The organism is uncultured Brevundimonas sp. (assembly GCF_947305955.1).
Taxonomy (GTDB): domain Bacteria; phylum Pseudomonadota; class Alphaproteobacteria; order Caulobacterales; family Caulobacteraceae; genus Brevundimonas.
Map to the genome: position 1 here is coordinate 1 of NZ_CAMZFB010000055.1, position 17,974 is coordinate 17,974.

13 protein-coding genes, 1 tRNA gene and 1 pseudogene are annotated in these 17,974 nt (G+C 60.2%); 7 read left to right on the forward strand and 8 right to left on the reverse strand.

From position 1 onward, the window contains the following. Window positions 1–152 precede the first annotated feature (152 nt). The 5 genes from Q0Y42_RS12310 to Q0Y42_RS12330 form a co-directional block, all read right to left on the reverse strand. Window positions 153–2,333: a Mu transposase C-terminal domain-containing protein gene (locus Q0Y42_RS12310; protein ID WP_297804194.1), complete on the reverse strand. Its 2,181-nt coding sequence runs from the start codon at window positions 2,331–2,333 to the stop codon at window positions 153–155. Beyond that, entirely contained in the window at window positions 2,330–3,130 is an 801-nt protein-coding gene (locus tag Q0Y42_RS12315; RefSeq protein ID WP_297804196.1) for a TnsA endonuclease N-terminal domain-containing protein, read from the reverse strand. Before Q0Y42_RS12315 ends, Q0Y42_RS12310 begins: the two co-directional genes overlap by 4 nt. Before the next feature lie 943 nt (window positions 3,131–4,073). Next, the gene (locus tag Q0Y42_RS12320; protein WP_297804197.1) at window positions 4,074–5,894 is read right to left on the reverse strand and encodes a UvrD-helicase domain-containing protein; all 1,821 of its coding nucleotides are present in this window, start codon (window positions 5,892–5,894) and stop codon (window positions 4,074–4,076) included. 17 nt (window positions 5,895–5,911) lie between these two features. Continuing rightward, window positions 5,912–7,831, reverse strand: a complete 1,920-nt coding sequence (locus Q0Y42_RS12325) for an AAA family ATPase (protein ID WP_297804199.1) — start codon at window positions 7,829–7,831, stop codon at window positions 5,912–5,914. Between the two features lie 223 nt (window positions 7,832–8,054). Further along, window positions 8,055–8,131 (reverse strand) — tRNA-Arg (locus Q0Y42_RS12330). A 333-nt stretch (window positions 8,132–8,464) separates the two neighbouring features. On the opposite strand from Q0Y42_RS12330, the gene Q0Y42_RS12335 reads away from it, so the two are divergent. Further along, entirely contained in the window at window positions 8,465–11,572 is a 3,108-nt protein-coding gene (locus Q0Y42_RS12335) for a helicase-related protein (protein WP_366108423.1), read from the forward strand. A gap of 11 nt (window positions 11,573–11,583) precedes the next feature. Next, window positions 11,584–11,934: an RNA-binding S4 domain-containing protein gene (locus tag Q0Y42_RS12340; RefSeq protein ID WP_297804201.1), complete on the forward strand. Its 351-nt coding sequence runs from the start codon at window positions 11,584–11,586 to the stop codon at window positions 11,932–11,934. A 66-nt stretch (window positions 11,935–12,000) separates the two neighbouring features. On the opposite strand, the gene Q0Y42_RS12345 is transcribed toward Q0Y42_RS12340, so the two are convergent. Next, entirely contained in the window at window positions 12,001–12,618 is a 618-nt protein-coding gene (locus Q0Y42_RS12345) for a YceI family protein (protein WP_297804203.1), read from the reverse strand. A 192-nt stretch (window positions 12,619–12,810) separates the two neighbouring features. Between Q0Y42_RS12345 and fdxA the strand changes: the two genes are divergently transcribed. Together fdxA and Q0Y42_RS12355 are read left to right on the forward strand one after the other, a co-directional pair. Next, window positions 12,811–13,152 (forward strand): ferredoxin FdxA, encoded by a 342-nt coding sequence (gene fdxA / locus Q0Y42_RS12350; RefSeq protein ID WP_291538428.1) that lies wholly within the window; start codon window positions 12,811–12,813, stop codon window positions 13,150–13,152. 308 nt (window positions 13,153–13,460) lie between these two features. Beyond that, entirely contained in the window at window positions 13,461–14,018 is a 558-nt protein-coding gene (locus tag Q0Y42_RS12355; protein WP_297804207.1) for a CarD family transcriptional regulator, read from the forward strand. Window positions 14,019–14,097: 79 nt separating this feature from the next. Here Q0Y42_RS12355 and Q0Y42_RS12360 read toward each other — a convergent pair whose 3' ends face one another. Next, on the reverse strand, window positions 14,098–14,688 hold the full coding sequence (locus tag Q0Y42_RS12360) for an OmpA family protein (RefSeq protein ID WP_297804209.1): 591 nt from the start codon (window positions 14,686–14,688) through the stop codon (window positions 14,098–14,100). Between the two features lie 334 nt (window positions 14,689–15,022). Here Q0Y42_RS12360 and Q0Y42_RS12365 point away from each other — a divergent pair, with 334 nt between their 5' ends. Together Q0Y42_RS12365 and Q0Y42_RS12370 are read left to right on the forward strand one after the other, a co-directional pair. Then, complete coding sequence (locus Q0Y42_RS12365) at window positions 15,023–15,826, forward strand: hypothetical protein (protein ID WP_297804211.1); 804 nt, start codon at window positions 15,023–15,025, stop codon at window positions 15,824–15,826. A 310-nt stretch (window positions 15,827–16,136) separates the two neighbouring features. Then, window positions 16,137–16,460 carry a hypothetical protein gene (locus tag Q0Y42_RS12370; RefSeq protein WP_297804213.1) on the forward strand — a complete coding sequence of 108 codons (324 nt, stop codon included), beginning with the start codon at window positions 16,137–16,139 and terminating at the stop codon, window positions 16,458–16,460. A 62-nt stretch (window positions 16,461–16,522) separates the two neighbouring features. On the opposite strand, the gene Q0Y42_RS12375 is transcribed toward Q0Y42_RS12370, so the two are convergent. Next, a complete protein-coding gene (locus Q0Y42_RS12375) occupies window positions 16,523–16,891 on the reverse strand; it encodes a DUF983 domain-containing protein (protein WP_366108427.1) in 369 nt (122 codons plus the stop codon). A gap of 170 nt (window positions 16,892–17,061) precedes the next feature. Between Q0Y42_RS12375 and Q0Y42_RS12380 the strand changes: the two are divergent. Then, window positions 17,062–17,974, forward strand: a pseudogene (locus Q0Y42_RS12380) (hypothetical protein); the annotation flags it as partial.

Below are 17,974 nucleotides of genomic sequence, written 5' to 3' on the forward strand. Positions count from 1 at the left end.
CTCAAATCAACCTCGGACTCTCGTTATGGCTGGATGAGAAACGGGGGTCACGTCACTGTGGACCCGTATTTGCGCGGGATAAGGAACAAATACCTTTTTGAACGCCGTGATCTTACGCGCGATTTCATCGTTCAGTTCGGAAGGTTTCCTGGTCATTTGAAGTCCTCCCATTGAGGGTCGACACTTGCCGTCTCGGTCCACTCAAGATTGGCGGGTCTTTGAGATTGCTTTGGTGGTTTGGGTGCCTTTTGAGGTTTGCGACCTCCACGAGCTGGCCTGACGGGCTTCGCGTGATTGTCGGTCCGTTCAGCTGCAAATGCCGTAGTGGGGATGATCGGGGCCATCCCGTCATGGCGGGGATGTGCGTACTCTACCCTGAGGGTTGAGGATGCTAGGGCCTCGATTCTGGGCGAAGATAAGAGACGAGCGTGCGCACGTTTGCTTCGGGAAAGCACTTTATCAGGCGTGATGTTCTCAATCTCGCGCCGTAGTTCGATACGTCTGGCGAGACGTGCATCAGCGTCGGCGATTTGCTCTTCTCGCAGCCAAGCCTGCATGCAGTCATGCTGCCACTTGCTCAGGCCATTAGCGTATTCTGGCTCGGTGCAGGGCATTTCCACAAACTGACCTAGTTTGGCATGCCACAGGGAAATCTGCCCAAGATCGGCGGGATTGTATTTGACCTTTACGGCGGCTTTGGCTGAGTCTTTCTTTCGCGCCCGCAATGGCTCCGACCGGGCTAAGTCCTCCAATATGGGGCCAGTTATGGCAGGGTCGTGGAACTGCAGATTGAATAGTCTGATGCCGGAAGTGGTCAGCGTAGCGTCTTTGCTGGCCCCCAGCATTCGGTCGAGCTGTCGATCATCACCGATAACTTGTACGCCCCCTTGCGCGCGTATCGCGCGGGTCCAGAGTTTCAATGGGGGTTCGGCGAGCGAGCTATGAACCTCCTGGTGGTAGACTCCGATTGCGGAAATCAGCAGGTGCTCGGCTTGGTCGAGGGTCAGGACCGCATCTTCTTGAGGGTTGATGCCCCAAGCGCGTAACTTCTCGATTGGAAGAGTTCCACCAGGAAGCTTCTGATGAAACTTCGTGTTTAATGTGCCGAAGAACCGTTCAACCACAGCCTTGTAAGTGGGGGATCTGACCGGCGCCCATCGGACGCTTACACCAGCGTCGATCAGCGCTGATTCAAATGATGTGCCCGTGAACTCCCACCCATTATCGACGATAATCTCGTCGAACTTTCCGTAGATGTCTTTGAGCTCCGGGCTGTCAGGAAACCGATCAAGCATTCTTAGCTTGGGGCGGTTTGCGCGCTTGATGCACTCGGTGGCCGAATACAACGAGGGCGGTTCAAATGTGAGTACCCAGCCCACGATGCATCTGGTGTGGACGTCCATGAGGATCGTCAGCCATGGGCGGCCCAGATATTTCCACCCGTTGAAGTCCGCCACGACATGGAAATCTGCCGGGGTGTGATCCATAGCGCCTAAGGCCAGCGGGCGATGGGCTTGAAGACCTTGTCCCTTAGCTTTTAGCCGTTTATCGGCTTCTTTTTTACCGTAGCGCGCCGTGAGCGTTTCGTAGCATTCCAAAGACCGCAAGTAAGTCCGGAAGCGTTCCCTCGAAGGGATTGGAACGGCTCGCCATCTGGAAGATCTTGTCGATATCCACGAGTTTAGAGACTTCAGGTAAAAACTCAGGTCATCGTAGGCATCGCCAACGGTCTTTCGATGGTCGGCCCAGAAGGCGAGAGCTTCGTCATGCATTCGCCGATAGACCGAAACGGGAAGGCGTTTCTTGCGGGCTGTACGACCGGAGCGGCTCACCATGAGCTTGAGCTGCCGGGAACCAGTGTCCCCGCGCTCGCGCAGCCAAGTTCGAACACTGGATGGCGACGGCGGCTTGTGGCCTGCAAAAGTCTGGGGCTTTTTCTCCCAGATGACGGCTAATGCCTTTCGGATGCCTTTGTCGCTTAGTGAGAACGAACCAACTCGATCCAAGGCAGTTAAAACGGACTGACGGAAAGCCGCTTTGGGGTCCTTAGCTGCAATGGCCTCGTAATCTCCGGAGGCTACTAGGGGTGAAACGAGAGCACGCCGAGACACCATTGCAAGATCAATTCGATGCGCTCGGCCAGAGGCGAACTGACTAATCAGCCAATCAACGTTGGGAGTGGAGTGGCTGTGCCCATCATGGGAGATCTGAAGGGGAGCCCCTGTTCGCTCACTCCTCAGGTGAAGCAGGTCATTGCCCATGAGCTGGTCGAGCACATAGCGCTCGTGCTCAATCTCCCATGTCTCGCCAATGGTTAGGTTTAGGGAGTTCATACCAGTTCCCCCATGCCATCGGTGATAAGCGAAACACGCGTCTGATCGCCTAGGGGTTCGGAGATATCCAAATCCACAATACGGGCAACCATCATGGCCTTGAGTTTGGCTACCCCTAACGGCCTTCTGCCAAGGCGGTCAGCCACGTCTGCGAGTGGGCCTGATCCGATGGCGTGAAGGTAAGCAGCGACCCGGTACACATCCGAGATTGCGTAATCGGTGAATGCCCAAGACTGGATATCTTCAATAGCCTGCCAACGGATCGTTGGCGTGTAGAGGGCTTGCTTTAAGACGATGCGGAAGCGCCAGTCTACTTGCCTACAAATTTCTTCGACGGCGCTGAGCTTCGTTTGATAGTCAACATCCTTGAGGAAACGACGATCATTCTTGATTTCGATGACTTCGACTGTGCCGTCAGCCAGAAGCACTACGGCGTCTGGAATGTAGGTTCGTTTGGTACCATCAATCACGAACTCGAACCGGAATGGCTGAACCCGATAGTCGACAACATTCGTGTCGACTTCGCAGTGCATGAAGAACGCCCGTTCATTCATGCTTTCATACGGATGGGCACGGCCCGATTTGCGGCTTGCGTAGACGCCGGTAGTGATGATGCGGCGGCCCGTGATAATGCTGCGAATGGAGCAGCCATTGGAAGGCAGGACGAGTGTAGCTTGCGATGCCAGATGCTCCCATGAGAGCCGATCTGCACGGCTCGCGGGAGCGAGGATTGCGTCATCTAGGTCTGATGTGAGCCCGTAGATAGGCGCGCGGAAGTCGTCATGAACTCGGTTCATGGAAAACTCCTTATATTTGATCAGTTTGAATAGAGGCGAGCGCCCTCGATACGCGTTTCATAGAAAACGCGTTTGACATCTGGCTCGTGGAGGGGGAGTATCTGTCTATCGTCGCCACAACGATTTGGGACTGGTTCCCGCTTCACGAGTCTCAGACGCAAGTCTGGGGCTCTTGTCGTATGTGCAGCAAGCTGCAGATATCGCTTCAGTTTTAGGGCGGTTTCATACTTTTCGGGCCTCCTTGTTTCGTTCAGATTCTGAACGAAGTGCTGCTACGAGTTCGGGATGAGACTCGATTTTGCGCGGAGCCATTGTTTCAAATTAAAATATGTGAGTCACAGTAATTATTTTGTGAGATCGCTTTCGGTAATGTATTGACTATAATCAATATAGGATTCTTTTCCTGTAAAATGCAGTCTGTCTGAACAGACTAAGTATAAAAGTATAAAAGTATACTTGTATAATTTGAGGGTCTGCAATTTGGAAAAATGAATGTCTGATTAGCGCCATGAGCGGACTTTGGCTTGGGCGCAGTAAGCCGACACTGCGTGTTTCGTCGTCCCTCACGCGCGCTCCGACTGGTCGAGTTATGCGGAGGAAGGTCAGGAAATCGTCCGGCGCTGGTATAATCTCTTGGGAGGAAGACACCTCAGGAGTGGTTGCCAAAATCCGCGCCGCGTTCGTCGAGGCGGTTGAGGGCTACATCTCCACCGTCACGGACAAGCTCGAAGCATCAAACTAACTTGGTCTGATCAACAAGCGAAAGCTTCGAGGGTTAGGTCTAGGCATTAGGTTCCTAAGAGCCAGTACGCTGAACAGCCATAGTGATTCCATAACCGCAGCAAGTTGTCGGCTTTTGCTACTCCGGAGGCGAGCACTTACAGAATCATCAAAAGAAGACCTTGTGCTGGTGCCTAACTCTGCAAACCTCGTTGGAGGCCTCTCAAGCGGGTGGAAGCAGGACACACGGGTCGGTGACCGGTGTCATAATCGTCGTACGCAACTTCGCGCGCGTTACACTGACCCGGAAGTTCTGGCGCGCCTGAATCATGGGCCCGTCAAGGATATTGCTTCTGACGATCCGGTTGGGATTGGCCTCAATCTTCCCCCGTACGACCACGGGCCAGCCTTCAAAGATGATGACCTCGTCGAACTGCTTGCCTTTGGCCTTGTGCATATTCATCACCACCACCCCACTCTCTGGCTTCTGAGCCGACGCGAAATGTTCTTGGATGAAGGCCTGCCGAATGATCTCCAGAGCGTTCGCATACCGGCCATTGTCGCGCCAGTCTTGGGACATAGCCTGGCGAAGCTGGGAGCCACGTTCTAGCAGACGGATGTTTCGCACCTCCTCTCCGATCACCCGCATGCGAGGACAAGGGCTCTCCTCGGCAATCTGGCGAACTGCTACCCAGTCACGGTCCGGATCTCCGGTCAGAGCGAGCGCACGGCAGGCGAGCGCGACCTGATAAGCAGGGATGAGGATGTTGTTCTTGGCAACAGGTTTTCCAGCCGCCTCGCGTTCACGCCATTTCGCGCTAGCGGTTAGGACTTGCGTCGCCGCAGTCATATTGCGCTGTGTCGGCTTGTCTCCGCCTCTTCCGTTGAAGAAATTGGCTAGGAGGGCGACGAAGGAGTCGAAATGATCAGCGCCGTCCTGCTGCTGCAGGAGGAATGCTATCATTTCCGCTGCTAGTACAGTTCCTTCCATGTCAACCGCAGCCGAGTGTGGGATCGCCGTCATTCCGCCGACCGGACTTCGGAATACGTCCGACACAATGCGCGTCATCTGTTTGGTCGGCACCAGCACCGCCAGAGACCAATCCTTGCGGTCGGCGTCAATCAAGCGGCGGCGCGCCTGGAGCGTCCGCCCGACTAATGAGCCGAAGGCCTGATTTTGGTTAGCTGGGAAGGTGACGATCGACACCCCCTTGTAATCGGCCTTTCGGAAGCGGCCAGTCAGCACGTCATTGCCGAACAAGGCAATTTCGGTGCCATTGCTGCGATGGTTATCCGTGCTGAGGTCGAACTCCTTTGGAGAGAAGGCTTTCCTGAAATGATCCAGACGTTCCGGATCTGCCCCAATGAAGTCGAAGATGCGCTGTTCGGGATCCGCTAGGGCGATGAGAAGACTTTCCCGCCCTAGCGCTTGCACCACTCGCCACTGCTCTCCACTTGTGTCCTGGAACTCATCGAGGATGATGGCGGGATAGCGCAAGGCCACCAAGTCTCTGACCCGCTGTGATCCATCCAATATTCGCCAGACTAAATCGGCGAAAAGGGAAAAGGCGACACGCCCCTCCTCGTAGGCCAGCCTGCGACGCTCAGCCTCGACTTCGGCAGCACGCGCCGCGGCCTGTGCTTCGGTGATCTGAGAACCACGTGGATAGCGGCTACGTATCGGTGCCAAGGCGATTGCCTCGGCCGCAGGGGCAAGGATGGAAAGACGTCGTGGTAGCCCGACGAGGTATCCATGGGTTTTGAGAAGACGCCAGAAGAAGGCGTGATAGGTGTCGACCTCAATCCGCTTTCGATCAACCGCAGAGACTTCTTCTTCCTCGTCGATTGCTTCCATCACACGCGAGACCGTCGCGCGCGCGAAACTGAGGAAGAGCACCCTTTGCTCGACGCCAAGGTCCCTACCTGCGATTTGAGCCGCTTTGAGGATGGAGACCGTAGTCTTGCCCGACCCAGGTCCGCCTATCACAAGCATAGGGCCGTCGGCTTCTAGTACATTCTTCTGACCCGTGGTGAGATCGACCATTATCGTCAATCCTCGTCCTAGACGATCTCCGCATTCGGCACTGCGGCGTCTTCGGCCGGCGCAGGGGCATCAGGATCGCACTCCGCCTTCAGATCAAGACAGGCAGTGCGGATCCATGTGGGAATCTCATCCTCCGAGCACTGTGCCAAGAAGTCGGCGATCGCCCAGGCACCTTTGGCGTGACCAAAGTATTCGCCGAGCGCCGCGATCGCTTGGGCTTTTGGGTCGCCGTATTTCGCCAGCAGATGCTGTGGCCATTCGATGAGGTCGGCGAACCGTTCTAGGGCCTCCTGGGTGGTGTTCTTCAGCACCAGATCCTCGAACCCCTTCTCCTCGTGCATGAAGAGTCGGTCGACCTGGGCCTCGATCAGCGCTTTGGCCGCGTCCGTCTGCTTGTCGCACACCGCAAAGACCTGCTTATTGAGGCTGCGGTAGAGGCCCGCTAGGTCGGCGATCTGGTTCTCCGATCCGGCATCTATGGTGCAGACGCCCAGCGCCTCGAGTGAGGCGTATGTCGCAGGATTAAGTTCGGCCAGACGCCGCGCCGCCGCCGGAAACGCCGACGCCTCGGTGGCTCCTTCCGCAATCAGAACACGGCGTGCCAAGAGGCCCTCGCAGAAGCGCGTCCTGAACTCCTGTCGGAAACGCTTGTGTTTGACGCTCGCCGGCAGGGTCACCGACGCCTGAACGAGATCGCCCTGGCCATTACGGGATAGGATGACCGTCTCGCCGAGCGTGAACTCCTCCAGGACATATGGGGAGTGAGACGTGAACAACGACTGGGCCGACAGTTTGCGCAGTTCGTGGACGATGCGCTTCTGGGCGTAGGGCGGTATGGCGGTCTCGGCCTCCTCCATCGCAAAGATGACGTTCTGCTTGTCCTCGGCGATCTGGGACAGCATCGCCAATACGAGCATGTTGATGGTGCCGGTCCCCTGACGGAAGAAGGGGGCCGCATGGTCGCCGTCCCCCGTTGCGATAAAGGCTGTGACGACCTTCCTTAGATGCTCCCGCGTCAGATTGGAGACCTTCAGGTGAGGCTTCACGCCCCACTCGCGTGGCACATACTTCTTGAGTGCGGTATTGATGCTTTCGAGCACGCCGCTGATGCCGAGGTTCGGGTCGCTGGCGACATCAAAGCCGCCCAAAGTTTCGATGGTGTCCTCCCACATTTGCGGGCGGATTTCCTTGAGCCGCAGAATGATGTCTAGCAGGCTGCCGTGTTCTAGGCTTAGGGCCCGCGCCCCCGTCCTCAACGACCGCAGATAGAGGAAGCCGCAATTCTGCTTGTCCTTCTTGGAAAAGAAGGTTGGTGCCTCCCCTTCCTCCAAGGTCCGAGCGAAGTACGTCGCGCCGGTGAAGTCGTCCTCCACGGCGTCATAGGCGCCGATGAACTTCACCCGAATGGCGGCCGAGATCGCGGCAGCGTCGACGCCCTGAGGCTCCGGCTCAGCGTAGAGCTCGCCGGCGGCGGTGTCGAACCACTCGATATGATCCGCGAACCGGGCCTTCTGGTCGTCGGAAAGCTCCGTGACCACGGCCTCGATCTCGATGGTGGGCGCTTCGCCACCCTCCTCTCCGGCGGGCGCGCGATACCGGCCAAGATGGAAGTCATGCTCATCAACGCAGGGGCGGCGATTAAGGCGGTCAGGTCCCAGAACGAGGTCGAGGGCTTCAAAGACCGTCGACTTGCCGGTGTTGTTGTCGCCGATAAGGACGGCGTGGTCGGGAAAGCTTAGCTCGGCCGAACGAATACCCCGAAAGTTGCTGATTATCAGCTTGCAGACTTTCATTTCGTTCCCCGCCTTGTCGCTTCTGGTCAAACGCCCGATTACAAACATCGTCAGCGATTGTGAAAACATCGTTAGCGCGAAACGGAAGGTCATGTACCAGTACAGCAAGATCTTACGGGCCGATCGAGCAAGCAATCCGCTCATCGAAATTGACACCAATGCGCTCCGGTTAAGTGAGGCCCCGAGCTACGCCGAGCCATAAAGCGGACCTTCCCAAATGCCGCGATGAGTCATTAGCGGACAGAGAGGCTCTGAGAACCTGTCAAAGACACACTAGGAACTGCATGCCGCAGAAGTTGCGAATGATTCGCAACTTGAGCAGGTCTTAACTGGTATTGAGCAGGTTCTAACTGGTAACGACAGGGATTGGCGACCCTGGGAGGACTCCAACCTCCGACCTCGGCTTTAGGAAAGCCTTGCTCTATGCAGCTGAGCTACAGGGCCACGGGGATGGTGAAGTAGTGGACCTCGGCGAAGGATGGAAGCCCTTCGGGATGGGAAGGGCGGATTTTCTGTGAAATGTGGGGGCTGTGCGGTGCGCGCGATCCACAGCGAAGTGTGGTTAACCTTTGTGGTTAAGGTGCATTAACCTACAATATCTGGTATAGAACAAATACCGAATCGGACGGTGTCGCTGATTCGGTCATGATTCGTTCATGCCGTGTTTTGCGGTTCGGTAACGCCTCGTTCACCAACTCCTCCAAAAGCCGATTTCGTGCCGATCGGGACAGACTTCGTTCTGGCCTTGGGGCGCGCATGTGCTAGGGCAGGCGGGTCATGAGTGATCGTTCCACTGGCCTTGCGCCCTCGCGCATCACGGCCATCCTCGGCCCGACCAATACCGGCAAGACCCACCTGACGGTCGAGCGGATGCTGGGCCATGCGTCGGGTATGATCGGCCTGCCGCTACGCCTGCTGGCGCGCGAGGTCTATGAGCGGATCGTCCGGATCAAGGGAGCCGCTGCGGTCGCCTTGATCACGGGCGAGGAAAAGATCGTCCCGCCACGCCCCAGCTATTTCGTCTGTACGGTCGAGGCCATGCCGCTGGAGCGGCAGGTGGACTTCCTCGCCGTCGATGAGATCCAGCTGGTGGCCGATCCGGAGCGGGGGCACGTCTTTACCCAGCGCCTGCTGCATGCGCGCGGGCGGTTCGAGACGATGTTTTTGGGCGCGGGCACGATGGAGCCGCTGATGCGGCGGCTGGTGCCGGATGCCGAGATCGTCAGCCGCGAGCGCCTGTCGGTGCTGTCCTATGCGGGCTCCAAGAAGATCACCCGCCTGCCGCGACGCTCTGCGGTCGTCGCCTTTTCGACCGAGCGTGTTTACGCCATCGCCGAGCTGCTGCGCCGCCAAAGAGGCGGGGCGGCGGTGGTGATGGGCAGCCTTAGCCCGCGCACCCGCAACGCGCAGGTGGAGCTGTTCCAGTCGGGCGAGGTGGACTTCCTTGTCGCGACCGACGCCATCGGCATGGGCCTGAACATGGATGTGGACCATGTGGCCTTTGCGGGCATGCGCAAGTTTGATGGTCGCCGCACCCGATACCTCTATGCCCACGAGATCGCCCAGATCGCAGGCCGTGCCGGACGGCACATGCGAAACGGCACATTCGGCGTCACCGCCGAGGCCGAGGAACTGGACGAGGACCTGATCGAACAGATCGCCGAGCATCGCTTTGATCCGGTCGAGGCGGCGGAGTGGCGCAATGCGCGGCTTGATTTCGATACCCTGCCGGACCTGTTGCGGTCGCTGGAAAAGACGCCAGACCGTTCGGGCCTGCGGCTGACCCTGCCGTCACTGGACGAGGTGATGCTGCGCCGCCTGTCACAGGATGACGAGATCAAGAAGGTGGCCCGTTCGCGCGGGGCCTTGATGCGTCTGTGGGAGGCCTGCCAGCTGCCGGATTTCCAGAAGACCACGACGGACGAGCACGCCCGTCTGGCCAAGGAAATCTTCAGCGCCCTGACCACGGGGCATGGTCGGTTGCAGAACGACTGGATCGCGCCGCGCTTTGCCGATCTGGACCGCGAGGATGGCCAGATCGACCAGGTCTCGGCGCGTTTGGCGGGCGTGCGTACGCTGGCCTACATCGCCAACCGTCCCGACTGGCTGCATAATGCCAGGGAATGGGCGGAAAAGACCAAGGCGCTGGAAGAGCGTCTGAGTGACGTCCTGCACGAGAAGCTGACGGCGCGGTTCGTGGACCGCCGAACGTCCGCCCTCATGCGGGCATTGAACGATAGCACCGAAGTCGTGGCCGGCGTGGCCGACGATGGCGAGGTGACTGTAGAGGGCGAGGTCGTCGGTCGGCTGGAGGGGGTGAAGTTCACGCCCGATGCCGGTGGTTCGGCCCTTGCGGACCGGGCGCTGCGTCAGGCAGCGACCCGCGCCGTCGCCCCCGAAATAGGACGGAGACTGAAGGTTTTGGCCAACGAACAAGACGCGGGTTTCTCGCTGGATGCGGACGGATCGGTCCGCTGGCAGGGCGCGGTGGCGGCCAAGGTCGCCAACGACGACATGTTCCACCCGCGCGTTCACCTGATCGGCGATCTGGGCGATGCCGCCGCGCGCGACGCGGCGCAGAAGCGGATCGAGACGTGGCTGGCCGAAGAGGCGGGCCGCGCCATGCGCGACCTGAAGCGTCTGAAACGGGCGGTCGATGACGGTGTGCTGACCGGAATGGTGCGCGGGATCGCGTGGCAGATCGTGGAGGCGGGCGGCGTGATCACCCGCGCCGATGTGCGCGACGATCTGGCGGCCCTGTCGCCCGAAGACCGCAAGTCGCTGGGCAAGTTCGCCATCCGCATCGGGACATACGGTGTGTGGTTGCCGTCGGTGCTGAAACCGCGCGCCATGACCTTTGCCCGTGCCTTTGCCGCGCGCGAGGGGGGCGAGGCGCTGGAGGGTGAGGGCCTGCGCGAGCTGCGCGGGGACAAGCCGTCGGCCAAGGCGCTGGCCGCCTTCGGGCGTCAGGCCGTGGGCCGCTTTACGGTTCCGGTCGAGATGCTGGAAACCTATGCCGATCTGAGCCGCAAGGCCGGTCGTAACGAGTTGCCGCAGGAATCGCTGGATGTCCTCGGCTGGAATATCGGGCAGGTTCGGGCCATCCGTTCGGCCCTGCGCGGTCCGCGCCGTGACGAGGCGGCGACCGCTGCCGCCCCGGCGGTGGTGGACGAGAACAACCCGTTTGCCGCACTGATGGCGCTGAAAGCCGCCGAGCCGGAGGCCAAGCCTGCGCCCAAGCCGCGCCGCGAGAAGAAGCCGAAGAAGGCCGCTGCGCCCGCCGCCGAGGGCGAAACGCCGGAAATAAAGGCCGAGGGTGAAGAGGCTCCGAAGAAGAAGCGCCGTCGCCGTCGCGGTAAGGGCAAGGGCGAGGCGGTGGCCGCTGAGGGCACTGAAGCCGAAGTGACCGAAGGCGCTGAAGGTGAAGCATCGGTGGCCGCCGATGGTGAAGCCGCTCCAAAGAAGAAGCGCCGCCGTCGCCGCAAGAGCAAGGGTGAAGCGAAGCCGGTTGGCGAAGGTGAGGCCGTGGCCGAGGACGCGGACGCGGACGCATCCGATGGGGCGGAGGCTCCCGCGAATGCCGAAGGTGAAACCGCATCCGATCCAGCCAAGAAAAAGCGCCGTCGCCGTCGTGGCCGTAAACCTGCGGGCGCAGTGACGACCGAGAGCGGGGAATCCGCTGAAGTGGGGGATGCCGCTCCTGTCGCTGAGGCAGCGGACGGCGCTGCCGAAGGCGAGGCGAAGAAGAAGCGCCGTCGTCGCTCGCGCAAGCCGAAGACCGCAGGCGAGGCTGTAGTGGACGCTCCGCAGGGTGAGCCGGTGGAAGGTCCGGCCAAGCCGCCTGCGCCGACCTTGGCTGTGGCGTCATCAGAAGGCGAAGCCTGAGCGGAGGCGCGATGAGCGAGGATTCAGGCGAAACGTCCGGCCGTATCGACCTGTGGCTGTTCCATGCCCGTTTCTTCAAGACGCGGGCCTTGGCGGCTGAAATGGTGTCCAAGAAGAAGATCCACCTGACACATCAGGGCAAGCAGGTGCGTGTGGACAAGCCCAGCCGCACTGTCCACGTCGGCGACGAGATCATGTTCAGTCTGGGCGGACGGATCACCCAGGTGAAGGTGCTTGCCATCGGCGAGCGTCGCGGTCCGGCGACCGAGGCGCGGATGCTGTACGAGGATCACTCGCCCGTTGACCAGCCCCAGCGCGTGGCCAAATGGGACGGAGACCGCAGCGGTCGCGGGCATATTTAAGGGCGCAGACCCGAAAGCCCGCGCCCTTGAAATACTGGCTGCCATCGGTGGATGGCGGCCATGGGTTTACTTCACGAACTCGCCTTCGATGTGCAGTTCGACCTCGTCACCCAGCATCGGCAGGCCATAGGTGATGCCGAAGTCCGAACGCTTGATCGTGGCCTCGGCGTCGAAGCCGGCGCGATAGGTACCGCGCATGCTGCCCGCCTGATTGAACTCGACCTCCAGCTTCACCGGCTTGGTGATGCCCTTGATGGTCAGGTCGCCATAGACGTCGGCCTCATCGGGATCGTCAGCATCCACGACGATGCGGGTCGAGCGGAAGGTGGCTGTCGGGTGGTTCTCGACGTCGAAGAAGTCCGCGTTCAGCAGATGGCGCTTCAGGGCATCGTCGTTCGGCGCGATGTCGGCAATCGGGATTTCGGCGGTCAGGCTGCTGTTGGCGGGATTGGCTGGATCGAGCTTCAGCTCGGCCTTCACATTCACGAACTGGCCGACATAGTCGGAGAAGCCGAGGTGGTTGATCTTCCACGTGATGCGACCGTGCGAGGAATCGAGCCTGTAATCACCTGCCTCGACCTCGGCTGGATTCTTGGTGAAGGCGTTTTGGGCCACAACGCCGCCTGCCGTCATGGCGGCCAGGGCGGTTAGGGAAATCACGGCGGAACGTACGGTCAATCGCATGGGGCGTTCTCCTCTATCTGAAATCGATTCAGCTACGGATTGAACAGGAGCGCAAGGGCGACGGTGTCGCGCCGTGTGCGATTTTTGATACCTTTGACCAAGGTTGATGGTGTCATTGGTTGACAGGCACGGACGGGAGGGGCATTTGCCCGCCCTCGACCTTATCCAGTGCAAACGAGCCTGATTGCCGCAATGACCTACATCGTCACCGACGCCTGCGTGAAATGTAAGTTCATGGACTGCGTGGAAGTATGTCCGGTGGACTGCTTCTATGAGGGCGAGAACTTCCTCGTTATCGCGCCGGACGAATGCATCGATTGCGGCGTGTGCGAGCCGGAATGCCCGGTGGACGCCATTGTGCCGGACACCGAGGATGAGCCGGACGGCAAGTGGCTGCAGATCAACGCCGAATACGCCAAGGTCTGGCCGAACATCACCGTCAAGGGAACCCCGCCGGCGGATCGCGAGCAGTATGAGCGCGAAACGGGCAAGTACGAGAAGTACTTCAGCCCGAAGCCCGGTAAAGGCTCCTGAGTATAGCGCCTTTTTCTAAACACAATTCATAACGGCACAGCTTTGGCGCTGTGGATGTTTTGAGATTTAGCAATTTTGTGGTAGGTTCCTCCCATTCGAAAAGGGTGGTGCCGCATTTATGCACGTCATCCGAGTTTGCGACAGAACCCCGCATTTAACGGGGTCGGCCAGAGGTTCGGTGATCCGGTACTGCGTTCGATAGGCTCTATAGCGTTCTCCCGACGGGTAGATGATCCGGCGGTGGGGGCGCTTTTCGCTTTGAAGACAGCTGATCGTTTCATCCGCTTTTGAGCCGGGAAAGGAATGTCATGACGAGCAAGTCCGGTCTGGAATTCAAGGTTGGCGACGCAGTGGTCTATCCGGCCCACGGTGTCGGCAAGGTCGCCGCGATCGAAACCCAGGAAGTCGCTGGCATGTCTCTGGAGGTCTATGTCGTGACCTTCGACCACGAGAAAATGACCCTGCGCGTACCGACCAAGAAGGCCGCATCGGCTGGTCTGCGTACGCTTGCTGCCGATGACACTGTGACCAAGGCCCTGACCACGCTGAAGGGCCGCGCCCGCATTAAGCGCACCATGTGGTCGCGCCGCGCGCAGGAATATGAAGCCAAGATCAATTCGGGCGATCTGATCTCGATCGCCGAGGTCGTCCGTGATCTGTACCGCGCCGACACCCAGCCCGAGCAATCCTATTCGGAACGCCAGCTGTATGAATCGGCTCTGGATCGCATGGCCCGCGAAGTCGCTGCCGCCAACGGCATCGACAAGGACGCAGCCATTGCCCTGCTGTCCAAGTCGCTGGCTGCCAAGAAGCCGGTGGCCGCTGCCGCTCCGGTGGAAGCCGACGACGAGGCCGAAGCCGCCTAATCCACGGCTTTCGCAGGAAACAAAAAAAGGCCCGGACTTCGCAGTCCGGGCCTTTTTCTTTGGGTATCAGCCCTGTCGGTTAGGACAGGACGACAATAGCCACGCGGCGGTTTTGGGCACGGCCGGCGCGGGTGTTGTTCGGGGCGATCGGGTTGGCTTCACCGTAGGAGATGGTCGACATACGGTTCAGCGGGATGCCTTGGGTGCTCAGGAAGCGACGGACGGCTTCGGCACGTTCCTGGCCCAGACGCTCGTTCGCGGCGGCGCTGCCCGAGGAATCGGTGTGGCCCTGGATTTCCAGATAGACGTTGCGGTTTTCTGCCTTCAGGCGCTGGGCCAGCTCGCTCAGGCGCTGCTGGGCTTCCGGCGACAGGCTGTTGTTGGCGTTGTTGAACTTCACCGAGTCATCCGACAGGACGACTTCGTACAGGAAGCGGCCTTCGGCCAGTTTTTGCGCGGCGTTGGCGCGGGCGAGGGCTTCATTGGCGGTGCCTTCGACACGGGTCACGCGGCCTTCGATGGCGGAGGCGCGGTTGTCGACTTCGGTCACGCGGGCGTCGACGACGGCGATGTTCTCGCGGACGAACTTGTGGCTTGCGCAGCCGCTGGCAGCGACGCCGAGGGCCAGGACAGTGCCGATGGCCAGCACTTTGCGGGACGTGAAGGTCATATATCTGCTCTCTGTTAGCGACGGAAAGGGGGTCCGCCAGTCAGATAAGGTGAAATAATCGTGACACTCTAGGCCGCGTTATGGCTCAAACCTGTCAGAAACTTGTCAGCTTTGCTTTTATGGATATCGTCTTTGGACAACCTATTCATGGATGTCTTTAAGTTGACGTAAGTTCATGTCTCACTGAAATCCGAGGTATGGACGATACGGTGTTTGACTATTGAAAAATCGGCGGTTCTTCACTGATCGCGATAGTCGGCGGTGGGCATTATTCATGTGCGCGAGCTGCCTTTTACACATCGGTGTGGCGGCTCTTTTTCTGCGGGCTGTACCGATGGAAACGGTGCAAGAAATTTCGCCTGCCGTCGTCCATATCGTGATGGTGCAGCCCGATAACGGCGCTGATGACGACACGCCCGCCCCTGCAGGGGATACCAATGCCGCCACCGATGCGGGCGGCGCGGCATCGCAAGAAAACCCCGAAGACACGCCCGTCGAGGCCGCGACGGAAAAGGCCAACACGTCTCCGGTGCCGGACAAGCCTGTCGCGCGCGAGGTGCCGCCAAAGCCTGCTCCCACACCCACCCCTACCGCTCCGGTTAGAACTGCCCAACCGTCGCCCCGTGTGGCAGTTGCGGCGCCAGAGGCGGCTGAACCATCCGGCGGCTTTCCTCTATTGGGGCCTGCCCAACTCGCCGGGGCCCAAAGGGTGGGTATGGGTCATGGGGCTGGCAGCGGCGCAGGAAGCGGCAATGGTGCAGCGGATGGAAGTGCCGGAGGTGGTGCGGGCGGCACGGGGCGCGGTACGCGCTGTGACATGGCCGAACGGCTGCAGGCTCTGGTCCGCCGTGATGCCGCCGTTCAGACCCTGGTGCGCGATGTCCATCGGCGATTGTCGGCTGAGGGTAAGGCCATCCACATCTGGGACGGGGAATGGATCCAGAGCCGGGGCGAGGAAGGGCGAGGCTTGGCGGGCCTTCGTCAAGCGCTGGCCGTCGAGGTCGCCTTTGCTCCGCGCGAGTGCCGCATGCAGCCGGTGAGGGGGCTGGTTGTCCTGACGCTGGGCGACGGACCCAATGATCCCAAGCTGGCTTTGGGCACCGCCAGTTGGCGCTGGGGCGAGCTCGCCGTCCGCTAGTGGACGGCAAGCTCCGGTCGCAAGGGCGACAGTTGCCTGGTTAACGTTACCCCACTCTTCTTGAAGCTTCACAGAAATGCGAAGTTTTCTGCTGGCACGATCTCTAATAACCGTGATTACTGTGATCGGAAAAGGTGAAGCTATTCAACGAGAGTTCGCATTTCGGCCACAATCTGACTGGCGTCTTGGCGGTCTTCCTTTTTAAGTCACAGCGTTATTCACGAAAATGTGGATCGAAATATGGCCCTCGTCCGTTAGCGTCTCATCAGAAGGACGCACCTTTTGGGGTAGGAACAGGGAGGGTCTGCACATGGCGCAGTCTTGGGGACTGGAGATCGCTCGATCCATTCTGCACGAATGGGCACGTCAGCGCGTCGACCAAGCCACAGCCGAGCAAGGTCTTGGCGTTCAGTTCGAGGGTGTCGAGGCGTGGTTGCTGGCGCAAAGCCCGCAATGCCTTGAGGAGGCCGAGCGCATTCTGGCGGTATTGGACGCCCATCTAGCAGGGCGAACCGAGGGGATCGAGCCGCTGATGCGGGCGGCGGGCGAACATCGCCGTGATGGCGCGGCCACGTCGCGCGTCAGCCGCAGCTTTGCCCCGCGCGCCTATGGGCCGGTTGGCGGCACTGCCTGATCCATAAAAAAGCAGGGCGTGATCTGCGCCCTGCCTTCAAGATATTGAATCTTTCCGAGGCGTCAGAAGCGCGCTTCGGTCGCCTTGTGCTTGTATTGGGCACAGGCCATCCACCCTTTGAAGGGTCGCAACAGGCCAAGGCAGGCCACGACGATCAGCGGGAAGGTGAACACCATATGCACCCAGATCGGCGGGTGTGCGGTGAACTCGAAGATCATGAAGCCGATCATGCCCAACGTGCCCATGATGGACATGACGAAGAAGGCCGGACCATCGGCGGTGTCGGCGAAGCTGTAATCCAGCCCGCATTTCGAGCATTTGTCCGTAATGGTCAGAAAGCCCTTGAACAGCGGACCTTCACCACAGCGCGGGCAACGGCAGCGGATACCCGTCAGGACGGGATTGAGCGGCGGGTACTGTTCTTCGGACAAGGCGGTGATCCACATTGAATGGCGCACACAGGTCTGTGCGCCAGATATCCTTGATGTCGGGGATCGCGCCGTGAAGTTCAAGCGGTCGTTTTGTCCAACCAAGCTTAACCGTCGTTAACGACGAGGAAAGCCCCTTGGGGCGACAATGGCGCGATATGTCCGGGGCCCGTGTGACCAAGCGTGTTTTGAAGACCTCTGCAGCGGCCGCCGCTGCGGGGATGATGGCCCTTGCCCCGGTCGAGATTCCCTATGTCTGGGCACAGGCCGGCGCGCCGATCGAGATCAAGGTCGGGGCCAATGAGGCCTTTACGCGGGTCGAGTTCTCCGGCGTGGTGGGCCGCCGCGCGCGTGTGCGTCAGGAAGGCTCGAGCGTCATCATCCGTCTGGGATCAACCGCGGCCCCGGATATTGGCCGCTTGAAGGTTGATCCCCCCAAGGGGGTCGACAAGGTCGAGACCCGCGCGGTCAGTGGCGGCACCGAACTGGTGCTGACGCTGAGCGAAGGGGCGGCAGTCGGCACCGGATCGGCCGATGGTGCGGTCTGGATCAATATCCGGCCCCAAGGCCCCTTGGCAGCAGCCCCCGACGGCAAGCCCGTCGCGGCGAGCGTTCCGGTCTCGATCGCGAAGGACAGTTCAACCACCACCATGGCCTTTGCGTGGAAGTCGCCGGTGGCGGCGGCTGTCTTCCGGCGCGGCAATGCGGTGTGGATCGTATTCGACGCCGCCGCGAAGATGGAGATACGTTCTGGCGAAGGGCAGGGCGTACGCTGGGCGGCAGGGCCCGACTATACGGCGATCCGCGTCGAAAGCCCGTCGGACCAGGGCGTGGCGGTCAAGGCCGACGGGGCCCAGTGGATCGTCACCCTCGGCACCACCGAGAGCGCCGCCAGCATCGAAATCGAGCGCGACGACGAGGTCAAGGCCAGTCTGGCGGCGACCCTGTCCGGTGCCGCGCGCACCATCTGGCTGACGGACCCCATGAGCGGGGATCGCATCGCGGTTGTGCCTGCGCTGGGGCCGGTCAAGGCGCTGCAACGCGGGCGCCGTTCGATTGAGGCCAACCTTCTGCCGACGGCTCAGG